Source organism: Actinomycetospora sp. C-140, from assembly GCF_054796175.1.
This window is the reverse complement of sequence record NZ_JBTWNF010000016.1, coordinates 100,658-118,906: the sequence shown is the minus strand read 5'-3', so window position 1 is coordinate 118,906 and position 18,249 is coordinate 100,658. Positions and strand designations below refer to the sequence as shown.

The window sequence follows — 18,249 nt, the reverse complement described above, 5'->3', positions numbered from 1 at the left end:
CGGCCGGCGGCGGAACCGCTGACGTCGCGGCGCGCGATCTCCTGGGGGCCGAACGCCGTGCCGGCCGAGCCGGGGTTCGACGCGCCCGTCGGCCCGCTCGCGCCGCCGGCGCCGGTGCCGGGGGTCTCGGGCTTCTCGTCCTTGCCGGGATCACCAGACATGCTCGGCCTTCGCCTCCCCCGTCTTGCGGTCCTTCTTCGCGTACTTCTCCGACGACGGCAGCAGCTCGAGCTTCTCGCCCTGGGCGCGGCGCTCGGCGGCCAGCTCGGCGCGCACCGGGCCGAGCGGCTCGGCCTGGATCTTCTGGTGCAGCTTGAGGATGGCGTCGATGAGCATCTCCGGGCGCGGCGGGCAGCCCGGCAGGTACATGTCGACGGGCACGACGTGGTCGACGCCCTGCACGACGGCGTAGTTGTTGAACATGCCGCCCGACGAGGCGCAGACGCCCATGGCGAGCACCCAGCGGGGCTCGGCCATCTGGTCGTAGATCTGGCGCAGGACCGGGGCCATCTTGTTGGTCACGCGGCCCGCGACGATCATCAGGTCGGCCTGGCGGGGGCTCGGTCGGAAGACCTCCATGCCGAAGCGGCCGAGGTCGTAGCGCGGGGCGCCCGAGGTCATCATCTCGATCGCGCAGCACGCCAGCCCGAAGGTGGCGGGCCACAGCGACGCCTTGCGGGTCCAGTTGACCAGGCTCTCGACGCTGGCCAGCACGATCCCGTTCGGGAGCTTCTCTTCCAGTCCCATGTCTAGCTCCAGTCCAGCCCGCCGCGACGCCACACGTAGGCGTAGGCGAACGCGACGGTGGCCACGAACAGCACGATCTCGACGAGGCCGAACAACCCGAGCGCGTCGATGTTCACCGCGAACGGGTAGAGGAAGACCATCTCGATGTCGAAGAGGATGAACAGCATCGCCGTGAGGTAGTAGGCCACCGGGATGCGACCGCCGCCGGCGACCGGCTGCGGTGAGGGTTCGATGCCGCACTCGTAGGAGTCGAGCTTCGCGCGGTTGTAGCGGTGGGGTCCGATGAACGGCGCGGCGGTCACCGAGAACAGCCCGAACGCCGCCGCGAGCGCGAACATGACGATGAGCGGGACGTAGGGGTCCAGCATCGTCGCTCCTTCCCTCCTGAGGTGCTGCGCATCGGGAGTCACGTGGTGGGTGGCCCGGCCCACGCCGGGGGCCGTGCCGCGGATCACGCTCGACGGGCGAGGGCGACCCTAATGAGGACGCCCGCCCGGTGATCCGATGAGGGCGTCCTAACCTCGGCGGCCGCGTCAGGCCGCCCGCGACACCTCCTTCGCGCGTCGACCCGTGCTCTCGGGCGGGGGTGCGTCCCGCAGCGGCGGCACCATCCGCAGGGCGAGCTCGAGCACGCGGTCGCCCGCGTCCCCGTCACGGCCGTCGGTCAGACCGGCGAAGAGCTTGAGCGCGGCACCCATGACCCGCCGCCGCGGCAGGCCGAGCCGCAGGGCGTGGTGCATGAACCGCGGGCGCCCCAGCGCTCCCGCCGCCCGGTTGCCGACGCGGTAGTAGCTGCCCAGCGCGTGGCGCACCGCCGCCGGGTACGCGGCCAGGGCGCGTTCGCGGCCGGGCCCCTCGGGCCGGGCCATCGCCTGCACGACGCACTCGGCGGCGAGCGCCGCGGACTGCAGCGCGTAGGCGATGCCCTCGCCGCTGAAGGGGTTGACCATGCCGCCTGCGTCGCCGACGAGCACGAGGCCGTCGCGGTAGAGCGGGGTGCGGCTCATCCCCATCGGCAGCGCGGCGCCGCCGATCGGGCCGGTGGCGTTGTCCTCGGTCAGGCCCCACGCCGCGGGCAGGCCGTCGAGCCAGGAGCGCAGCATCGCCCGGTAGTCGCGCTTGTCGCCCTGCTGCGTCGCGAGGACGCCGAGCCCGACGTTGGCGGTGCCGTCGCCCATCCCGAAGATCCAGCCGTAGCCGCCGTGCAGGTCGGCGCCGACGCCGGGCCGGTCGTGGAGCCCGAGGTGGGTCTCGAGGTAGGCGTCGTCGTGGCGCGGGCTCGTGTAGTACCGGCGGACCGCGACGCCGAGCGGGCGGTCGTCGCGCTTGGCGATGCCGAGGCTCAGGGCGGTGCGCGCGCCGACGCCGTCGCAGGCGACGACGAGGGGGGCGGTGACGGTGGCGGGCGTGCGCTCCGGCCCGCGGCGCGCCTCCACGCCGGTGACCCGCCCGGTGCGCTCGTCGACCGTCGTGCCGGCGACCGAGACGCCCTCCTCGACGCGCGCACCGGCGGCGCGGGCGTGGTCGGCGAGCATCTGGTCGAAGTCGCGGCGGGTGCGCACGAGGCCGTAGGCGGGGTAGCTGGCGAGCTCGGGCCAGTCGAGCTCGACGCTCGCGCCGCCGCCGACGACCCGCAGCCCGCGCTGGTGGCGCCAGCCGGCCTCCTCGCGGGTGTCGACGCCGAGGTCGACGAGCTGCTTGACCCCGCGCGGGGTGACGCCGTCGCCGCAGACCTTCTCCCGCGGGAACGTGGCCTTCTCCAGCACGAGGACGTCGAGGCCGGCGCGCGCCAGGTACGTGGCCACCGTGGAGCCCGCGGGACCGGCACCCACGACCACGACGTCGGCGTCGCTGTCGGGGCTGCGGCGCGCTCCGGTGGTGGCGGACACGGCGACTGGCTCCCTTGTGAATTCGTTCACTAGCTCGGCACCCGGGAGTGTAGGGATCGTGTGTCGAGATCGCCCGCCGAGGGTGGTGTGGATCCGGTGTCGGGAGGCCGGCGAACACGCCGCGTCCGGGGGTCGGCGGGTGCCAGCCCGGCGTCCACGGGCGGCACGCAGCGAAGCGGAGCTGCCGCGCCGGAGGCGAAGCACTGACGTTGGTCGTCAGGAAATCCACCAGCTCGAGCCGGAGGCCGTCCACGGCCGGGGGCCGCGTGATCGTGGCGGGAATACTGACGTTGAGTGTCAGCGTGGACGCCAGGCTGACACCACCCCGTGCGTCAGGTCAGGGGCGGGTGGCGGTGTGGAGGGCGACGATGCCGCCGGTGAGGTCGCGCCAGGCCACCGAGCGCCAGCCCGCCGCGGCGATCCGCTCGGCGAGGGCGGCCTGGTCGGGCCAGGCGCGGATCGACTCGGCGAGGTAGACGTACGCGTCGGGGTTCGAGCTCACCGCGCGGGCCACGCGGGGCAGCGCGCGCATGAGGTAATCGGTGTAGACGCGGCGGAACGGCGCCCAGACCGGGCGGGAGAACTCGCAGACCGCGAGGGTCCCGCCGGGCTTCGTGACGCGGGCGAACTCGGCGAGCGCGGCGTCCGGGTCGACGGTGTTGCGCAGCCCGAAGGAGATGACGACCGCGTCGACCGAGGCGTCGGGCACCGGCAGGTGCAGGGCGTCCGCGGCGACGAACGGCAGCCCGGCCGTCGCGGCCCGCGAGCGCCCGGTGCGCAGCATGCCCAGCGAGAAGTCGGTGGCGAGGCAGCGGGCGCCGGTGCGGGCCAGCTCCACGGTCGACACGCCGGTGCCGGCGGCGACGTCGACGACCGTGTCGCCGGGACCGACGGCGAGCGCCTCCCGCGTGGCACGGCGCCAGCGGACGTCCTGGGCGAACGACAGCACGGTGTTGGTGAGGTCGTAGCGCGCGGCGACGCCGTCGAACATCCGGGCGACGGCGCTCGGGTCCCGGTCGAGCTGCGCGCGGGTGCCCGCCGCGCTCACCGCGAGCCCGCCCCGGCCATCTCCGGCTCGCCGTCCTCACGCTCGTCGGCGGACCCGGCGCCCGACGGCACCGGGGACCCGTGCCACCGCGCGCGGGCCTCGGCGTCGCGGCGGCGCCGGCGGTCGCGGGCGAGCAGCCACGCGGACGGCGCGAGCACGGCCCACAGGACGACCAGCCCGAGCGCGACGGGCACGAGGCCCTCGGACCAGGTGCGGCCGGCGACGCGGACGAGCTCGGGGTCGGTGCGGTCGTACTCGACGCGGACGAGCTGGCCCGGCTGGAGCCCGCGCGGGTAGAACACGCCCTTCTCCGGGGTGAGCACGGCGCCGTCGTCGGCGGTGAACCGGACGAAGGTGTGCGGGCGCGACCCGCCCTCGAGCACCTCGGCGACCGCCCGGCCCTCGTTCGCGTCGATGTGCGCGTCGTTGCGGGCCGCGGCGACGAGCACGAGCCCCAGCAGGACGGTGACGACCAGGCCGACGACGACCACGATCTCGGGCGCGCGGCGCCCGGCCGGGCGGACGATCTCGCGGGCGGCGACGAGCACCGGCACGACCCGCTCCCGGGCCTGCCGCACCAGCTCGCGCAGCCACGTCATCCTCCCGAGTCTAGGGAGGCGGCTCATCGCGGCCCGCCGTCGGGCCCGGTCCGTGCGGTGTCCGGTCCCGGGTCGGCGACGTCCGGGCTGTCGTCGAGCTCGTCGACGTAGAGCAGGTCCCGCCGCACCCCGTCGCCGCGGTGGGCGAGCCGCCCGACGACGTGCGCGGTGACCGGCGCGGTGACGAGCTGGAACGCACCGACCAGCACGAGCATCCACACGTCGACGCTCGTGCGCAGGTGCAGAGCGCCCCCGACGACGACGAGCAGCAGCCCGACGACCTGCGGCTTCGTGGCCGCGTGCATCCGGCTCAGCACGTCGGGCAGCGAGAGCAGGCCCACCGACGCGACGAGGGTCAGCAGCACCCCGAGCACGATCAGGACGGTGCCGACGGTGTCGAGCGTGATCTCGAGGCCGGTCTCGGCGGGCCCGGTCACCGGCCGGTCCCCCGCCGCACGAAGCGGGCCACGGTGGTGGAGCCCAGGAACCCGACCAGACTGATCGCCACGACCACCGGCACGAGGGCGGAGTCGCCGGTCAGGGCCGCGTAGGCCACGAGCCCGCAGAGGAACTCGGCGACGAGCACGTCGAGGGCGACCAGGCGGTCGAGACCCGTCGGGCCCCGCAGCAGCCGGATCACGACGAGGACCGCGGACAGCCCGAGCAGCACCAGCGACACGACCAGCACCGCGTCGAGCAGGGAGAGCAGGGTGCTCACGTCACCTCCTCCTCACCGATGTCACCGGCGGCACCGACGGCCGGCGCCGCCGGCCGCCCGAGCGCCGCGACGATGTCGGCCTCGAGCCGGCGCACCTGCGCGCGGAACGCCGCGACGGCCTCCGCGTCGTCGGCGCCGAGCACGTGGGCGTAGACCGCGCGCTCCTCGGGCCGTGCCTCGATCACGACGCTGCCCGGCACGAGCGAGAGCGTCTCGACCACCATCGCCATGACGAACTCCGAGGACGACGCGAGACGCACCGCGACGACCGAGCTGCGGATCGGCGGCCCCGGCAGCACCGCCTGCAGCGACTGCCATGCCACCTGCAGGCTCGACACCACGAGGTCGGCGGTGAAGCGCCCGACGGCGCGCAGCGCGGCGAGCGGGTGCAGCCAGCCCCGTCCCGGCGCGGGGGGCAGCGGGAACACGGCGAGGACGAGGAGCGCGACGGCGAGCCCGCCGAGCACGTTGGCCCACGAGAACGTGCCCCACAGCAGCACCCACACCAGCACGAGCCACACGACGGGGACCGCGCGGCGGAGCAGCCCCGCGGTGTCGGGCGGGGTCGGGCGGCTCACCGGGCGACCCGGTCGTCGACGGTCTGCGCGAAGACCGCCGAGATGTAGGGCGTGCGGCTGACGAGGTCGTCGGCGGCCTGGTCGGCGACCGCGTACAGCGGACCCGCGACGACGGTGAGCGCCAGCCCGAGCGCCACCAGCGCGCCGGTGGCCCCGGCCATCACCACGGGCAGCCGCGACGACACCCGGTCGTTCGGGGTGCCGAGGAACCGGCCGGTGAGCACGGGCCCGCCGTCCGCCGGGGCCATCCGCGCCACCGGCCAGTCGACCTCCGCGCCGCTGTTGGCCCCCGCGTCCGCGATCGTGCGGGCCGTGCCCGGCGCGACCCCGGTGAGGACCCCGCTGCGCGGCGCCGGGGCGCCGGGCAGGCGACCGGTCGCCTCGGCGGCGTCGTCCTCGTCCGGGTCCGCCGGTGACTCCTCCTCGTCGGCGTCGGCGGGCTCCGGCACCGGGATCTGGTCGGCCGGGCGCCAGAACGCCAGCACCCAGACCTTGGTGACCGCGTAGAGCGTCAGCAGGCTCGTGAGCACCGAGATCACCACGAGCACCCAGGCCAGCGCGGAGCCGTCGGCGACGCCGGCCTGCACCAGGCCGAGCTTGCCGACGAAGCCCGACAGCGGCGGGATGCCGCCGAGGTTCATGGCGGGCACGAACCACAGGATCGCGAGCAGCGGCGACGCGCGGGCGAGACCGCCCAGCCTGCTGACCGACGTCGAGCCCCCGACGCCCTCGATCAGCCCGACCACGCAGAAGAGCGTGGCCTGCACGGTGATGTGGTGGACGACGTAGAACACGGCGCCGCCCACGCCCATCGGTGTCGCGAGCGCGATCCCGAAGATCATGTAGCCGATGTGGCTGACGAGCGTGAACGACAGGACGCGCTTGATGTCGTACTGGGCGATGGCCCCGAGCGCGCCGATGACCATCGTCAGCGCGGCCGCCACCAGCAGGATGGTGTGCGTGACCTCCGAGCCCGGGAACAGCAGCGTCTCGGTGCGGATGATCGAGTAGACGCCGACCTTGGTGAGCAGGCCGGCGAACACCGCGGTCACCGGCGCGGCGGCGGTCGGGTAGCTGTCGGGCAGCCACGCCGACAGCGGGAACACCGCGGCCTTGATCCCGAACGCCGTGAGCAGCACGAGGTGGATCGCGAGCGCGGTGCCGGGCGGCACCGCGGCCATGCGCACCGAGATCTGGGCCAGGTTCAGCGTGCCGACCGCGGCGTAGACGAGGGCGATGCCCACGAGGAAGACCAGCGAGGACACCACGTTGACGACGACGTAGGTGACGCCCGCGCGGACCCGCGAGCGGCTCCCGCCGAGGGTCAGCAGCACGTAGCTGGCCATCAGCAGGACCTCGAACCCGACGTACAGGTTGAACAGGTCCCCGGACAGGAACGCGTTCGCCACGCCCGCGGCGAGGATCAGGTAGGTCGGGTGGAAGATCGTGATCGGGGTGGCCTCGTCGCGGTCGTAGACGCCCTGCCCGATCGCGTAGACCAGCACGGCGAGCGTCACCGTCATCGAGGTCAGCAGCATCAGCGCCGACAGCGGGTCGACCACGAGCGTGATGCCCAGCGGCACCGGCCACGACCCGACCGTCACCACGATCGGCCCCGACAGGGCGGCCGCCACGAGCAGCAGCGCCGCGATGACGACCACGACCGACAGCACGGCGACGCTCACGGCGCGCTGCAGCGTGGGGCGGCGCGAGAGCACGAGCGTCAGGCCCGCTCCCAGCAGCGGGAGCAGCGTCGGGAGCGGGATGAGGGTCGCGAGCAGGCTGGAGCCGGGGTTCACCGCGGGCCCTCCCCGCGTCCGGCGGCCGCGTGCGCCGGGTCGGGCAGCGACTCGGTGTCGTCGGGGTCGGTGTCGGAGGTGTTCTCGCACCCGGCGGTGTCGAGCTCCTCCTCGTCCTCCTGCTCCCCGCGGGCCAGGCGGCGCCGCACCGAGCGGTCCTCGACGTCCTCGGTGAGGTCGTCCTCGCGCTCGAGGGTCCACGCGCGGTGGATCAGGGCGAGCAGGAACGCGGTCACCCCGAGCGTGATGACGATGGCGGTGAGCACCAGGGCCTGGACCAGCGCGTCGCTCATCGCCGCGTCGGGGGCGCGGCCGACCAGCGGGGCCTCGCCCGCGCGGCCGCCCGCGATGACGACGAGCACGTTCGTGGCGTTGCCGAGCACCAGGATGCCCAGCAGCACGCGCGTGAGGCTGCGCTCGAGGATGAGGTAGACGCCGGCGGTGTAGAGCACGCCGACCAGGGCGAGCAGGACGATCGGCGAGGTCACGAAGGCACCTCCTCGCGCTGGAGGGTGGCGGTCCGACGCCGGTCGAGCTCGGCGCCGAGGCTGCGCAGGATGTCGAGCACGAGCCCGATGACGATGAGGTAGACGCCCACGTCGAAGATCAGCGACGTCACGAACTTGACGTGGCCGAGCACGGGGACGTCGGCCTCGAGCACGGCGGTCTGCAGGACCTCGCCGCCGAGCAGCAGCGCCCCGAGGCCCGTTCCTCCCGCGCAGAGCAGCCCGATCCCGAGCAGCACGCCGGCGTCGACGGGGACGGCCTCCCCGAGCTCGTAGCGCCCGCCCGCGACGTAGCGCACGACGAGCGCGAGGCCCGCGACGAGTCCGCCGGCGAACCCGCCGCCCGGCGCGTTGTGGCCGGCGAACAGGAAGTACAGCGAGACCACCATCATCGTCGGGAAGACCAGCCGGGTGATCACCTCGAGGAGCAGCACGCGGTCGCCGTCGCCGCGGCGGGCCGAGCGCAGCCACCCGCCCGCCCGCGTCGACGGGGTGACCGCGGGCTGCTCCTCCGCGCGGGGCGGGGCGCCCGAGCGGCGGTGCAGGAACACCAGGCTCGCGACGCCGGTCGCGGCGGCGACGATCACCGAGAGCTCGCCCATGGTGTCCCAGGCGCGGATGTCGACCAGGGTCACGTTGACGACGTTCGCGCCCGCGCCGAAGTCGTAGGCCTGGGTCGGGTAGGCCGCCGACACCGGCGGGACGCGGCGCGCGGCGAGCGCCACCGCGCCGAGGCCGGTCATGAGCAGCCCGACCGGCACGGCGACGAGCAGGCGGCGCACCCGCTGGCGCGGGGTGTTCCGGTCGGCGATGTCGCGCGGCAGCGTGCGCAGCACCAGCACGACGACCACGAGCGTCGCCGTCTCGACCAGGGCCTGGGTCAGCGCGACGTCCGGCGCCCCGGCCAGCGCGAAGAACAGCGCCGTCGCGTAGCCGAGCCCGCCGACGACGAGCACGGCGCCGAGACGGCGGCGCACGCGCGTGGCCGTGATCGCGCACGCGGCGCCGACGGCCGCCGCGAGGAGCTGGAACGGGGAGTCGACGAGGCGGTCGACCCGGACCTCGCCGAGGTCCGCGGACAGCAGCAGCGCGAGTCCGGGGCCCAGCACGAGCACCGAGAAGACCGTCGTGAGGATCCAGGGCAGCGACCCGCGCTGGGTGAGCGCCGTGACCCGCAGCGAGGTGTTCTCCAGGGCGTGCACCACGCCCCGCCAGGTGATCTCCGCGCGGACGCCGGCCAGCGGGTGGCGGGCCGTGAGGCGCGCGCTGACGGCGGGCACGCCGGCGGCGAACCCGAGCACCAGCGCGACCACCGAGAGCCCGAGGGCGACGCCGACCGACGGCACCACGACCAGCTCCAGCAGCGCCGGGTAGCTGACGGGCAACGTGTCGGCGTAGGCGGTGAGCAGCGGCGCCAGCCCGGCGACGCCCAGGCCGGCGACCAGGCCCGCGACCCCGAGCACCACCGGCGGCGCCGGGAACAGGGGGCCGGGCTCGGACCAGGCCACCGCGTCCACCCCGGGCTTGCGCCAGAACGCGCCCCACACGAACCGCGTGCTGTAGGCGACGGTGAGCACCGAGCCGAGCACGACCAGGGCCAGCAGCGGGACGGCCCAGTCGCCGTAGGCGTCGTGCAGGAACGCCTCGAAGGCGCCCTCCTTGGTGACGAAGCCGAGCAGCGGCGGCGCCCCGGCCATCGAGGCGGCGCCGAGGATTCCCGCCGTCGCGAGCACGGGCGCGCGCCGCCCGAGGCCCGACAGCTCGCGCAGGTCGCGGGTGCCCGCGCGACGGTCGATCACCCCGACGACGAGGAACAGGCACGCCTTGAACAGCGCGTGCGCGACCACGAGCCCGATCGCGGCGAGCGCCGCGTCGCGGGTGCCCGCGCCCGCCAGGAGGATCATGAAACCGAGCTGGGAGACGGTGCCGTACGCGAGCAGCAGCTTCAGGTCGTGCTGGCGCAGCGCCTGGAGGCCGCCGAGCAGCAGGGTCGCGATCGCGAGCACGGCGATCAGCGGGCGCCAGGGCGGGACGTCGGCGAGCCCGGGCGCGAGGCGCAGGACGAGGTAGACGCCGGCCTTCACCATCGCCGCGGCGTGCAGGTAGGCGGACACCGGGGTCGGCGCGGCCATGGCCGAGGGCAGCCAGAAGTGGAACGGGACCAGGGCCGACTTGGTGATCGCGCCGACCAGCACGCACACGACACCCGCGGTCAGGGCGGCCGGGGTGGCCGCGGGGCCGGCGTAGTACGCGACGAGCTCCGAGAGGCGCGTGGTGCCCGCGCCGCCGGCGAGGACCACGAGACCGACCAGCATCGTCAGCCCGCCCGCCGCCGTGACGACGAGGGCCTGCACCGCCGCCGCGCGGCTCGCCCGCTTGTGGGCGTCCTGCCCCACGAGCAGGAACGAGAAGACGGTGGTCAGCTCCCAGCAGACGTAGAGCACGAAGACGTCGTCGGACCAGACCAGCGCGAGCATCGCGCCGGCGAAGGCGACCAGGACGCCCGCGAACCGGCCCATGCCCCGCGCGCCCGGCGCGAAGTAGCGCGCGCAGTAGACGAGCACCAGCGCCCCGACGCCGGTGACCAGCAGCGACACGGTCGCGGCGAGCGCGTCGAGACGGAACGCGATGGCGACGTCGAGCGCCGGGATCCACGGGACGCTCTGCTCGGGCACCTGCCCGGCCAGCACCCCGGGCAGCTCGGCGAGGATCCAGGCGAACGCCGCGGCCGGCACGAGCGCCAGCAGCAGGAACGCGCGCCGGTCGAGCGCCCGGACGAGCAGGGGTGCGACGAGCGCGGCCACCGCGTGCGCCACCACCAGCACCAGCACGCCCGCTGCACTCCTGTCCTCGTCGCTACGGCCGCAGCATCATCCAGGATCCCCCGTGGTGGTCGCGTGCGGTGACGACACGGGTCACTCGCCGGGGCCGTCGGCGGCCACCGCGGCCCGCACCGCCGCCGCCGTGTCCTCCCCCGCCGTCCGCCGCCGGGTGCGGTCGACCGCGACCTCGACCACCCGCGTCCCCGGCCGTCCCGTCGGCGCGAGCGCCGCGGGCAGGTCGACGGGCTCCGCATGTCGGTGGGGGACGTGGTGGGCCGCGCACAGGGCGGCCAGGTCGGTGCCGTGTGGCGTGCCGAACACGCGCTCGAAGGCGGCGCTGTAGCGCGGCGCGCCCTGCTCGAGGGTGGTGAAGATGCCGCCGCCGTCGTCGTTCGCGACCACGACGGTCAGCTCGCCGCGGGGCTCGTCCGGCCCGACGAGCAGCCCGTTGGTGTCGTGCAGGAACGTCAGGTCCCCGAGCAGCGCGTACGTCGGCCCGGGATGGGCGAGCGCCACCCCGACCGCCAGCGACACCGCGCCGTCGATGCCCGACACACCGCGGGCCGAGTGGACGGTGACGTCCCCGCGCGGGGTCGCCGCGAGCGCGACGTCGCGGATCGGGGCGGACGCGCCGACCACGAGGTGCGCCCCGGACGGCAGCGCGGCCACGGTCGCGGCGGCCAGCGCGGGTCCGTCCACGGCGCCGCCCGCGCGGCCGGCCGCCCGCTGCCCCGCGTCGCCGACGAGCGCCGCGGCGGCCCGGTCGTCGGCGACGGCCCAGGCCCGGGCGAACGCGGCGTCGGGCTTCCAGTCGTCGGGGTCCGGCAGCGCGCCGACCGCGGAGACCGCGCCGGCCACGTCGGTCCACCCGGGGCGCGGGCGCCCGCCCGTGGGGGCGACCGCGGGCACCGCGAGGACCTCGACGCCCGGATCGGCGAGCAGGCGGGACACCGCGCGGTGCAGGGTCGGGCGGCCGAGCACGACGACCTGCTCGGGCCGCAGGTCGTCACGGACGCCGTCGAGCGCGGCGGGCAGCACCCAGGTCCCGGCGTGCAGCGTCCGCCCACCGCGCGGGTCCGACCACAGCGGCGACGTGGGCTCGGCGAGCACCGGTACGCCGTCGGGCAGCCGGGTCCCCGCGGGCACCGCGGCGCCCCCGTGGCCGGCGACGACGAGCGTGCGCACGCCGGCCCGCAGCGCCAGCGGCGCGAGCGCCGAGGACGGCGGGGCCGCGGCCGTCCGGGTCCAGGCCGCGCCGTCGGGACGCCCGGCGAGCGTGGGGTCGGGCTCGCCCGGAGCGTCGTCGGCCGGGTCGAGCAACGGCTCGCGCAGCGGGACGTTCAGCTGCACCGGACCGGGATCGCCGCCGCTGACGCCGCCGGCGCGGTCCAGGGCGCGGGTCACCACGGCCCGCCAGGTGCGTGCGGCCCCGGGCCGGTCCTCGGCCAGCGGCATCACCATCGACGCGCGCGCCGCCTCGCCGTAGAGGCCGACCTGGTCGACGGTCTGGTTGGCGCCGCTGCCCACGAGGTCGACGGGCCGGTCGGCGCTCACGACGAGCAGCCCCACCCCGGCGCGGGAGGCCTCGAGCACCGCGGGGTGCAGGTTCGCCACCGCCGTCCCGGAGGTGACCACGACGGGCACCACCCGCCCGGACACCGCGCCGAGACCGAGGGCGAGGAAGCCCGCGCCGCGTTCGTCGATGCGCACGTGCAGGCGCAGGCGGCCGTCACGGTCGGCGGCGTCGAGGGCGACGAGCAGGGGCGCGTTGCGCGACCCGGGACACGCGACGGCGTCGGTCACCCCGGCGCGTACCCACTCGTCGACGACGACGTGGGCCTGCGCCGTCGAGGGAATCACGCATCCCGAGGGTAGAGACGCGACCGCGCTCGCACCCGCCGGCCGACGCCGGACGGGCGATCCGGGCCCCCATCGCGACGCATCTCACGCACCGGGGCACCCGGCGCTCAGGTGCCGGGCAGCGCGTCGGTCGTCGTGGTCGTCGTCGTCGGGGTCGTCGTGGTGGTCGTGGTGGTGGTCGTCGTGGTGGTCGTGCTGCTGGTGGTGGACGACGTCGGTCCCGCGGTCGACTCGCAGGTCGGGGGCGCCGTGGCGGCCCCGCCCTGGGTGTCGCCCGGGTCGGTGCGCGCCCCGCCCGCCTCGGCCCCGCCGCTGGGGATGAGCCCGCCGCCGACCGAACCCCCGCCGGCCGGGCACTCCTGGGTGCCCGGACCGGGGTCACCGGGGGCCCCGGTGCCCGGCAGGTCCGCCGGCCCGGGCTGCCGGTAACCGGGCGGGACGCTCGTGGTGGTCGTCGTGGTCGAGGTGGTCGTGCTGCTCGTCGGGTCGTCCGCGGGGTCGCTCGAGCTCCCCTCGTCGTCCGGCGGCCCGGAGACCTGGCCGTACCACCAGGGCGGCGGGGTCACGACGTAGGTGTTGTTCGTGACCACGTCGACGATCGTGAAGTTGTTGACGACCACCGGCGCGGGGTGGACGACCACGACGTCGACGTGGACGAAGGTCGGCCACGGTGTGCCCTCGTAGTGCCACGAGAGGCGGTGCGGGGCCGCGGCGAGCGGGTTGCCGCAGTAGCACTTCACCCGCGGGGAGCCGTAGCCGTCGACCAGCACGGCCGTGCCGCTCTGGAGGACCGCGGTGCGGCTGGTGAGCTCCCCGTCGGCATAGCCGTAGTTCGTCACCGCGGTGTCCGCCCGCAGGACCACGGGGCTGAGGTGCTGCAGGAAGTCGACGGTCTCCCCCGCCGCGATCCCCTGGGCCTCGGCCCACGCCGCGTTGAGGTCGGGGTGCCCGGCCAGGAAGCTCGCCATCGCGTCGCGGTCGCAGGTGTTGCTGCCGGTGCCGCCGAACAGGCCCGGCGTGGCCCCCGAGTGCGACCCGGCCGCTCCGGAGGGCGGCGTGACGCCGGAGGCGTCGGTCCCCCCGGGCGCCGGGAGGAACGGGTTCTCCTGCGGGGTGTTGACCGGCTCGAGCGACGTCTCGTCCGCGGCGGCGGTCCCCGAGGTCAGCATGACGACGGCCGACCCCGTGACCACGAGGGCGATGGCGGCGACGATCGCCCCGGTGGTGATCAGCCATCGCCGCGACACCGTGACGGTCGCCGGGGTCGGGGGCCGCGGCGGCGGTGCAGGCTCCGTCATCGGTCGTCGAACCCACCTGGTCAGGACCCGGAGCGGTGACACCACACCGCGGTGCCGCCCGCCTCCGACGTCATCCCCGACCTCATCCCCGACCTCGGCACCGACTGTGACACAGGTCGCACGTTCGCCCGCAGTCAGTTCAGCCGATCGGCGCAACCGACGGCGACGATGAGTGGCCGCATGCGCGGCAGCGATGCCGACGGACGTCCCTGCCCGGCACGGCATGCCCCGGGGAGCTTCGTCCGGAATCACCCAGGTCGTCACACTTCGCAGCGACGTGATCGCCGCGGCGACCGGCCCCCCGCTGATCGATCACCCGTCCGTGTCATGCTCCCCGCGTCGCACGCTCCACCGCGACGGTGTGTCACCAAATACTTGTATGTACCAACCAGCGGGGAGGCCTGGTGGCGGTCAGCACCACCCGAGTCGGCCTGTGGGCGGCCACGGCCGTCTCGACGGTCGCCGCGAGCGCCGTGCTCGCCGGCTGCGGTTCGTCGACGACGTCGGCCCCGCGCACCGTGCCCGTCGAGCGCGCCTCGGTGAGCACCTCGGTGTCGGCCGTCGGCTCGGTGTCGGCGGGGCAGCTCAACGTCGGCTTCGCCCAGGGCGGGGAGCTCACGTCCGTGCGCGTGGCCGTCGGCGACCGCGTCACGCGCGGCCAGGTCCTGGCCACCGTGGACGACTACGCCGCCCGGCAGGCGCTGCGCCAGGCCCAGGCGCAGCTCGACGGGCAGGAGGCGAGCCTCGAGCAGGCCGAGGACTCGACGTCCGTCGAGGGCGCGCGGGCCGCCCTCGACCAGGCCAACCGCATCCTGGACGCGACCGAGCGCGCGGCGTCCTCCGGGGGCGGGGCGGCGGCGGGCGGCGCGGGGGCGTCCGGCGCCTCGGGAGCGTCCGGCGCCTCGGGAGCGTCCGGCGCCTCGGGCGCCTCCGGCTCGTCCGGCGGCGGGAGCTCCGCCGCCGGCGACCTCCAGGTCGAGCAGGCCCGCCAGGGTGTCGTCAGCGCGCAGAACAACCTCGACGCCGCCGAGGCGCAGCGCCCGCACGCCCTCGACGGCGCGGAGGCCGCGGTCGACGGCGCCCGCGCGGCGGTGAACACCGCCCGCCGGAACCTCGAGAACACCACGCTGGAGGCGCCGTCCGACGGCGTCGTCACCGCCCTCAACGGGGCCGTCGGCGAGTACGTCGGCGCGAGCTCCGGGACCACGGCCCAGGCGCCCGGCAGCGACGCCGCCATCCCGGGCGCGCCCGCCGCGAGCAGCGCCGGGGGCGCCGCAGGGGCGGCGGGAGCCGCGGGCGCCTCGGCCGGGGCGAGCCCGACCCGTCCCGGCGGCGCCCAGTTCATCGTGCTGGACGACCCGGCCACCCTCCAGGTGGTCGTGCCCTTCCAGGAGGAGGACGCCGCCGCCATCAGCGCGGGCCAGCACGTCGACGTCAGCGTCGACGCGATCCCGGACGTCCCGCTGCAGGGCACGGTCCAGGCGGTCGCGCCGTCGGGGGCGGCGATCTCCAACGTCGTCAACTACTACGTCACGGTCGCCCTGACCACGCCCGACCCCCGCCTGCGGGAGGGCCAGACCGCGCGGGCCTCGGTCGTCACCGGCCGGGTCGACGGCTCGCTGACGGTCCCGAACAGCGCGGTGCGTCGCCAGGGCAGCGCGACCTCGGTGACCGTCGTGGCCCCGGACGGCCACCAGCAGCCGACCCGCTTCCAGGCCGGGCTCGTCGGCGCCGACCGCACCCAGGTCCTCGGCGGGCTGTCGCCGAACCAGCAGGTCCTCGTCACCGGAGGCAGGTGAGCACCCCATGACCGAGCAGACCGAGCACGACGACCCCACGACCGGACCGGTCGCCACGGCGCAGGCCACGGACGGCGACGGCGGCAGCGACGAGGCCGCTCCGCCGAGCGGGCGCCGGCCGCTGAAGCGCTCCACCCGCATCGCGCTGATCGTCATCGCGGCCGTCGCGGTGCTCGCCGCGATCGCGTTCCTCGTGAACTACCTCGCGGTCTCGAGCCGCATCGTGTCCACCGACAACGCGCAGATCGACGGCACCCAGATCCCGATCGTCGCCCCGGCCAGCGGGACGCTCGTGGACTGGTCGGCGACGCAGGGGACCGTGCTGCGCCGTGACGAGGCCGTGGGGCGGGTCCAGCTGCAGGGCGCGTTCGTGCAGCCGCAGCTGACGATCCGCGCCCCCGCCGCCGGCACGGTCGCCACCGACGACACGACCGAGGGCGCGTTCGTCACCGCGGGCACGCAGCTCGCGGTCGCCTACGACCTGTCCGACCTCACCGTCACCGCGCGCGTCGACGAGACCGACATCGACGCCGTGCGCGTCGGCGCACCCGTGGACATCACCGTGGACGCCTACCCGGGCGTCGACCTGACGGGATCGGTCCGCGAGATCCAGGGCGGCGCCGCCGGGGTGTTCTCCCCGCTCCCGCAGTCCAACAGCTCCGGGAACTTCCAGAAGGTCACCCAGGTGATCCCCGTGAAGATCACGATCGACGATCCCCGCGGTCTCGACCTCATCCCGGGCATGAACGTCACGGCGGACATCCACAAGGACGAGCGATGACCGGAATGCGCGAGAACGAGCCGTTCGTGACCCTTTCTCCGGAAATGGAGAACGAGCCCCGGCCGCCCTCCGCTGCGACACTCTAGAAATGTCGACCGAGACGCCGGCCCAGACGTCGGTGGAGCCCCGCGACGCCACCGCGGATCCGCCGACGGCGGTCGCCGCACCGGCCCGGCCGGCACCGACGGCACCGACGGCACCGCCCGAGCCCCCGAGCGCCCCGACTCCGACCCCGCGGCCGGCACCGGCCGCGCCGCCCACCCCGGCGTCCTCCGGGCCGTGGGTGGTGTCCCTGATCGTCCTGGTCGTCGGCATGTTCATGTCGGTGCTCGACGTCAGCATCGTCAACGTCGCGATCCCGGCCATGCAGAAGGACTTCGGGGCGACCACCGAGGACATCCAGTGGGTGGCGACGTCCTACTCGCTCGCGCTCGGCGTGATCGTCCCGGCCAGTGCGTGGCTCGGCGAGAAGATCGGCCTCAACCGGGCCTACATCCTGTCGCTGCTCGGCTTCGCCGCCGGGTCCGCGCTGTGCGGGCTCGCGTGGGACCTCAACAGCATGATCGCCTTCCGGATCCTGCAGGCGATCCCGGGCGGCGTCATCCCGGTCGTGGCGCTCTCGATGGTCTATCGGATCGTGCCGCGGGAGCGGATCGGCGCGGCGATGGGGATGTACGGGCTCGGCATCATCGTCGCCCCCGCCGTCGGCCCGACCCTCGGCGGCTACCTCGTGGAGTACGTCGACTGGCGGCTGATCTTCTTCATCAACGTCCCGATCGGCATCATCGGCGCGATCGCGGCCGTCGCGCTCCTGCCCGCCTTCACGGGCGGGCTCGCCAAGCGGTTCGACCTGCCCGGCTTCCTCGCGATCGCCGCCGGCCTGTTCTCCCTGCTGCTCGCGCTCTCGGAGGGCGAGTCGTGGGGGTGGACCGGCTACCGGGTCCTGATCCTGCTGACGTTCGGGACGCTGTGCCTCGCCCTGTTCGTGGTCATCGAGCTCGAGGTCGACCATCCGCTGCTCGACGTGCGCGTCTTCCGCTTCTGGCCGTTCACCAATTCGCTGATCCTCATCGCGATCATCTCGATCGGCCTGTTCGGGGTGCTCTTCTACATCCCGGTCTATCTCCAGCAGTTCCAGGGGATGGGCGCGTTCGATTCCGGCATCCTGCTGCTGCCGCAGGCGGCGGTCATGGCGGTGATGATGCCGCTGGCCGGGCGGATCTACGACCGGTTCGGGGCCAAGTGGCCCGCGGTCATCGGCCTGTCGGTGATGGCGATCGGCACCTACCTGCTGCACGACATCACGGTGGAGACCTCGCACACCCACCTGCAGTGGATCCTGGCCTTCCGTGCCGGCGGCATCGGGCTGGCGATGATGCCGATCATGACCAACGGCCTGTCCGCCGTCCCGCCCGCGAACACCAGCGGCGCGAGCGCGTTCAACAACCTCGTCCAGCGGACGTCCTCGGCGATGGGCCTGGCCGCCATGACCGCCCTGATGACCGCCCAGCAGGCCCAGGGCTCGAGCGACATGGGCGGGCTGATGGGCGCCCAGGAGTCCGCGGCGAGCGCGGGGGCCGCCGCCGGCACGGCGGGCTCCGGCGGTGCGGGGAGCGGCGCCACGAGCGCGATCCTCCAGCAGTACTCGCTGGACCAGGCCGCCACCGGGCAGGTGTTCACCAACGCCTTCGACGACCTCATGCTGGTCACGACCGTCCTCAGCGCCGTCGCGGTCGGCTTCGCCCTCCTGCTGAAGAGCAAGAAGCCCGCCGCGGGCGGCGAGAAGGTCGTGGCGGAGGCCTGAC

The 18,249-nt window shown here is 75.0% G+C and carries 16 protein-coding genes; 3 read left to right on the top strand and 13 right to left on the bottom strand.

The window, feature by feature from the left end; genetic code table 11:
- Positions 1-150: 150 nt before the first annotated feature.
- The 13 genes from ACR9E3_RS24180 to ACR9E3_RS24120 form a co-directional block, all read right to left on the bottom strand.
- Positions 151-747, bottom strand: a complete 597-nt coding sequence (locus tag ACR9E3_RS24180) for a NuoB/complex I 20 kDa subunit family protein (protein WP_285648798.1) — start codon at positions 745-747, stop codon at positions 151-153.
- A 2-nt stretch (positions 748-749) separates the two neighbouring features.
- Entirely contained in the window at positions 750-1,115 is a 366-nt protein-coding gene (locus tag ACR9E3_RS24175) for an NADH-quinone oxidoreductase subunit A (protein WP_285648799.1), read from the bottom strand.
- Positions 1,116-1,280: 165 nt separating this feature from the next.
- Entirely contained in the window at positions 1,281-2,693 is a 1,413-nt protein-coding gene (locus ACR9E3_RS24170; protein WP_460383230.1) for a geranylgeranyl reductase family protein, read from the bottom strand.
- A 280-nt stretch (positions 2,694-2,973) separates the two neighbouring features.
- The gene (locus ACR9E3_RS24165) at positions 2,974-3,684 is read right to left on the bottom strand and encodes a demethylmenaquinone methyltransferase (protein WP_460383170.1); all 711 of its coding nucleotides are present in this window, start codon (positions 3,682-3,684) and stop codon (positions 2,974-2,976) included.
- A complete protein-coding gene (locus ACR9E3_RS24160) occupies positions 3,681-4,283 on the bottom strand; it encodes a DUF3592 domain-containing protein (RefSeq protein WP_460383169.1) in 603 nt (200 codons plus the stop codon). The genes ACR9E3_RS24165 and ACR9E3_RS24160 overlap by 4 nt, the downstream gene beginning before the upstream one ends.
- Before the next feature lie 23 nt (positions 4,284-4,306).
- Positions 4,307-4,720: a monovalent cation/H(+) antiporter subunit G gene (gene mnhG, locus ACR9E3_RS24155; protein ID WP_460383168.1), complete on the bottom strand. Its 414-nt coding sequence runs from the start codon at positions 4,718-4,720 to the stop codon at positions 4,307-4,309.
- On the bottom strand, positions 4,717-5,001 hold the full coding sequence (locus ACR9E3_RS24150; protein WP_460383167.1) for a monovalent cation/H+ antiporter complex subunit F: 285 nt from the start codon (positions 4,999-5,001) through the stop codon (positions 4,717-4,719). Before ACR9E3_RS24150 ends, mnhG begins: the two co-directional genes overlap by 4 nt.
- Entirely contained in the window at positions 4,998-5,579 is a 582-nt protein-coding gene (locus ACR9E3_RS24145) for a Na+/H+ antiporter subunit E (protein WP_460383166.1), read from the bottom strand. Before ACR9E3_RS24145 ends, ACR9E3_RS24150 begins: the two co-directional genes overlap by 4 nt.
- On the bottom strand, positions 5,576-7,378 hold the full coding sequence (locus ACR9E3_RS24140) for a Na+/H+ antiporter subunit D (RefSeq protein WP_460383165.1): 1,803 nt from the start codon (positions 7,376-7,378) through the stop codon (positions 5,576-5,578). The genes ACR9E3_RS24145 and ACR9E3_RS24140 overlap by 4 nt, the downstream gene beginning before the upstream one ends.
- Entirely contained in the window at positions 7,375-7,866 is a 492-nt protein-coding gene (locus ACR9E3_RS24135) for a Na(+)/H(+) antiporter subunit C (protein ID WP_460383164.1), read from the bottom strand. Before ACR9E3_RS24135 ends, ACR9E3_RS24140 begins: the two co-directional genes overlap by 4 nt.
- Complete coding sequence (locus ACR9E3_RS24130; protein WP_460383163.1) at positions 7,863-10,715, bottom strand: Na+/H+ antiporter subunit A; 2,853 nt, start codon at positions 10,713-10,715, stop codon at positions 7,863-7,865. Before ACR9E3_RS24130 ends, ACR9E3_RS24135 begins: the two co-directional genes overlap by 4 nt.
- Positions 10,716-10,799: 84 nt before the next feature.
- A complete protein-coding gene (gene menD / locus ACR9E3_RS24125) occupies positions 10,800-12,566 on the bottom strand; it encodes a 2-succinyl-5-enolpyruvyl-6-hydroxy-3-cyclohexene-1-carboxylic-acid synthase (protein WP_460383161.1) in 1,767 nt (588 codons plus the stop codon).
- Between the two features lie 107 nt (positions 12,567-12,673).
- Complete coding sequence (locus tag ACR9E3_RS24120) at positions 12,674-13,864, bottom strand: DUF6777 domain-containing protein (RefSeq protein ID WP_460383160.1); 1,191 nt, start codon at positions 13,862-13,864, stop codon at positions 12,674-12,676.
- 404 nt (positions 13,865-14,268) lie between these two features.
- On the opposite strand from ACR9E3_RS24120, the gene ACR9E3_RS24115 reads away from it, so the two are divergent.
- The 3 genes from ACR9E3_RS24115 to ACR9E3_RS24105 all read left to right on the top strand — a co-directional run bounded on the left by ACR9E3_RS24115 (position 14,269) and on the right by ACR9E3_RS24105 (position 18,248).
- Positions 14,269-15,663 carry an efflux RND transporter periplasmic adaptor subunit gene (locus ACR9E3_RS24115; protein ID WP_460383159.1) on the top strand — a complete coding sequence of 465 codons (1,395 nt, stop codon included), beginning with the start codon at positions 14,269-14,271 and terminating at the stop codon, positions 15,661-15,663.
- A gap of 7 nt (positions 15,664-15,670) precedes the next feature.
- Complete coding sequence (locus tag ACR9E3_RS24110) at positions 15,671-16,444, top strand: HlyD family secretion protein (protein ID WP_460383157.1); 774 nt, start codon at positions 15,671-15,673, stop codon at positions 16,442-16,444.
- 88 nt (positions 16,445-16,532) lie between these two features.
- On the top strand, positions 16,533-18,248 hold the full coding sequence (locus ACR9E3_RS24105; RefSeq protein WP_460383156.1) for a DHA2 family efflux MFS transporter permease subunit: 1,716 nt from the start codon (positions 16,533-16,535) through the stop codon (positions 18,246-18,248).
- The last annotated feature ends 1 nt before the right edge of the window (position 18,249 follow it).

Excerpts from the sequence above, each read along its gene's own strand:
- ACR9E3_RS24160 (WP_460383169.1), bottom strand. The coding sequence starts at position 4,283 with ATGACGTGGCTGCGCGAGCTGGTGCGGCAGGCCCGGGAGCGGGTCGTG.
- ACR9E3_RS24180 (WP_285648798.1), bottom strand. The coding sequence starts at position 747 with ATGGGACTGGAAGAGAAGCTCCCGAACGGGATCGTGCTGGCCAGCGTC.
- ACR9E3_RS24120 (WP_460383160.1), bottom strand. The coding sequence starts at position 13,864 with ATGACGGAGCCTGCACCGCCGCCGCGGCCCCCGACCCCGGCGACCGTC.
- ACR9E3_RS24175 (WP_285648799.1), bottom strand. The coding sequence starts at position 1,115 with ATGCTGGACCCCTACGTCCCGCTCATCGTCATGTTCGCGCTCGCGGCG.
- ACR9E3_RS24110 (WP_460383157.1), top strand. The coding sequence starts at position 15,671 with ATGACCGAGCAGACCGAGCACGACGACCCCACGACCGGACCGGTCGCC.
- ACR9E3_RS24105 (WP_460383156.1), top strand. The coding sequence starts at position 16,533 with ATGTCGACCGAGACGCCGGCCCAGACGTCGGTGGAGCCCCGCGACGCC.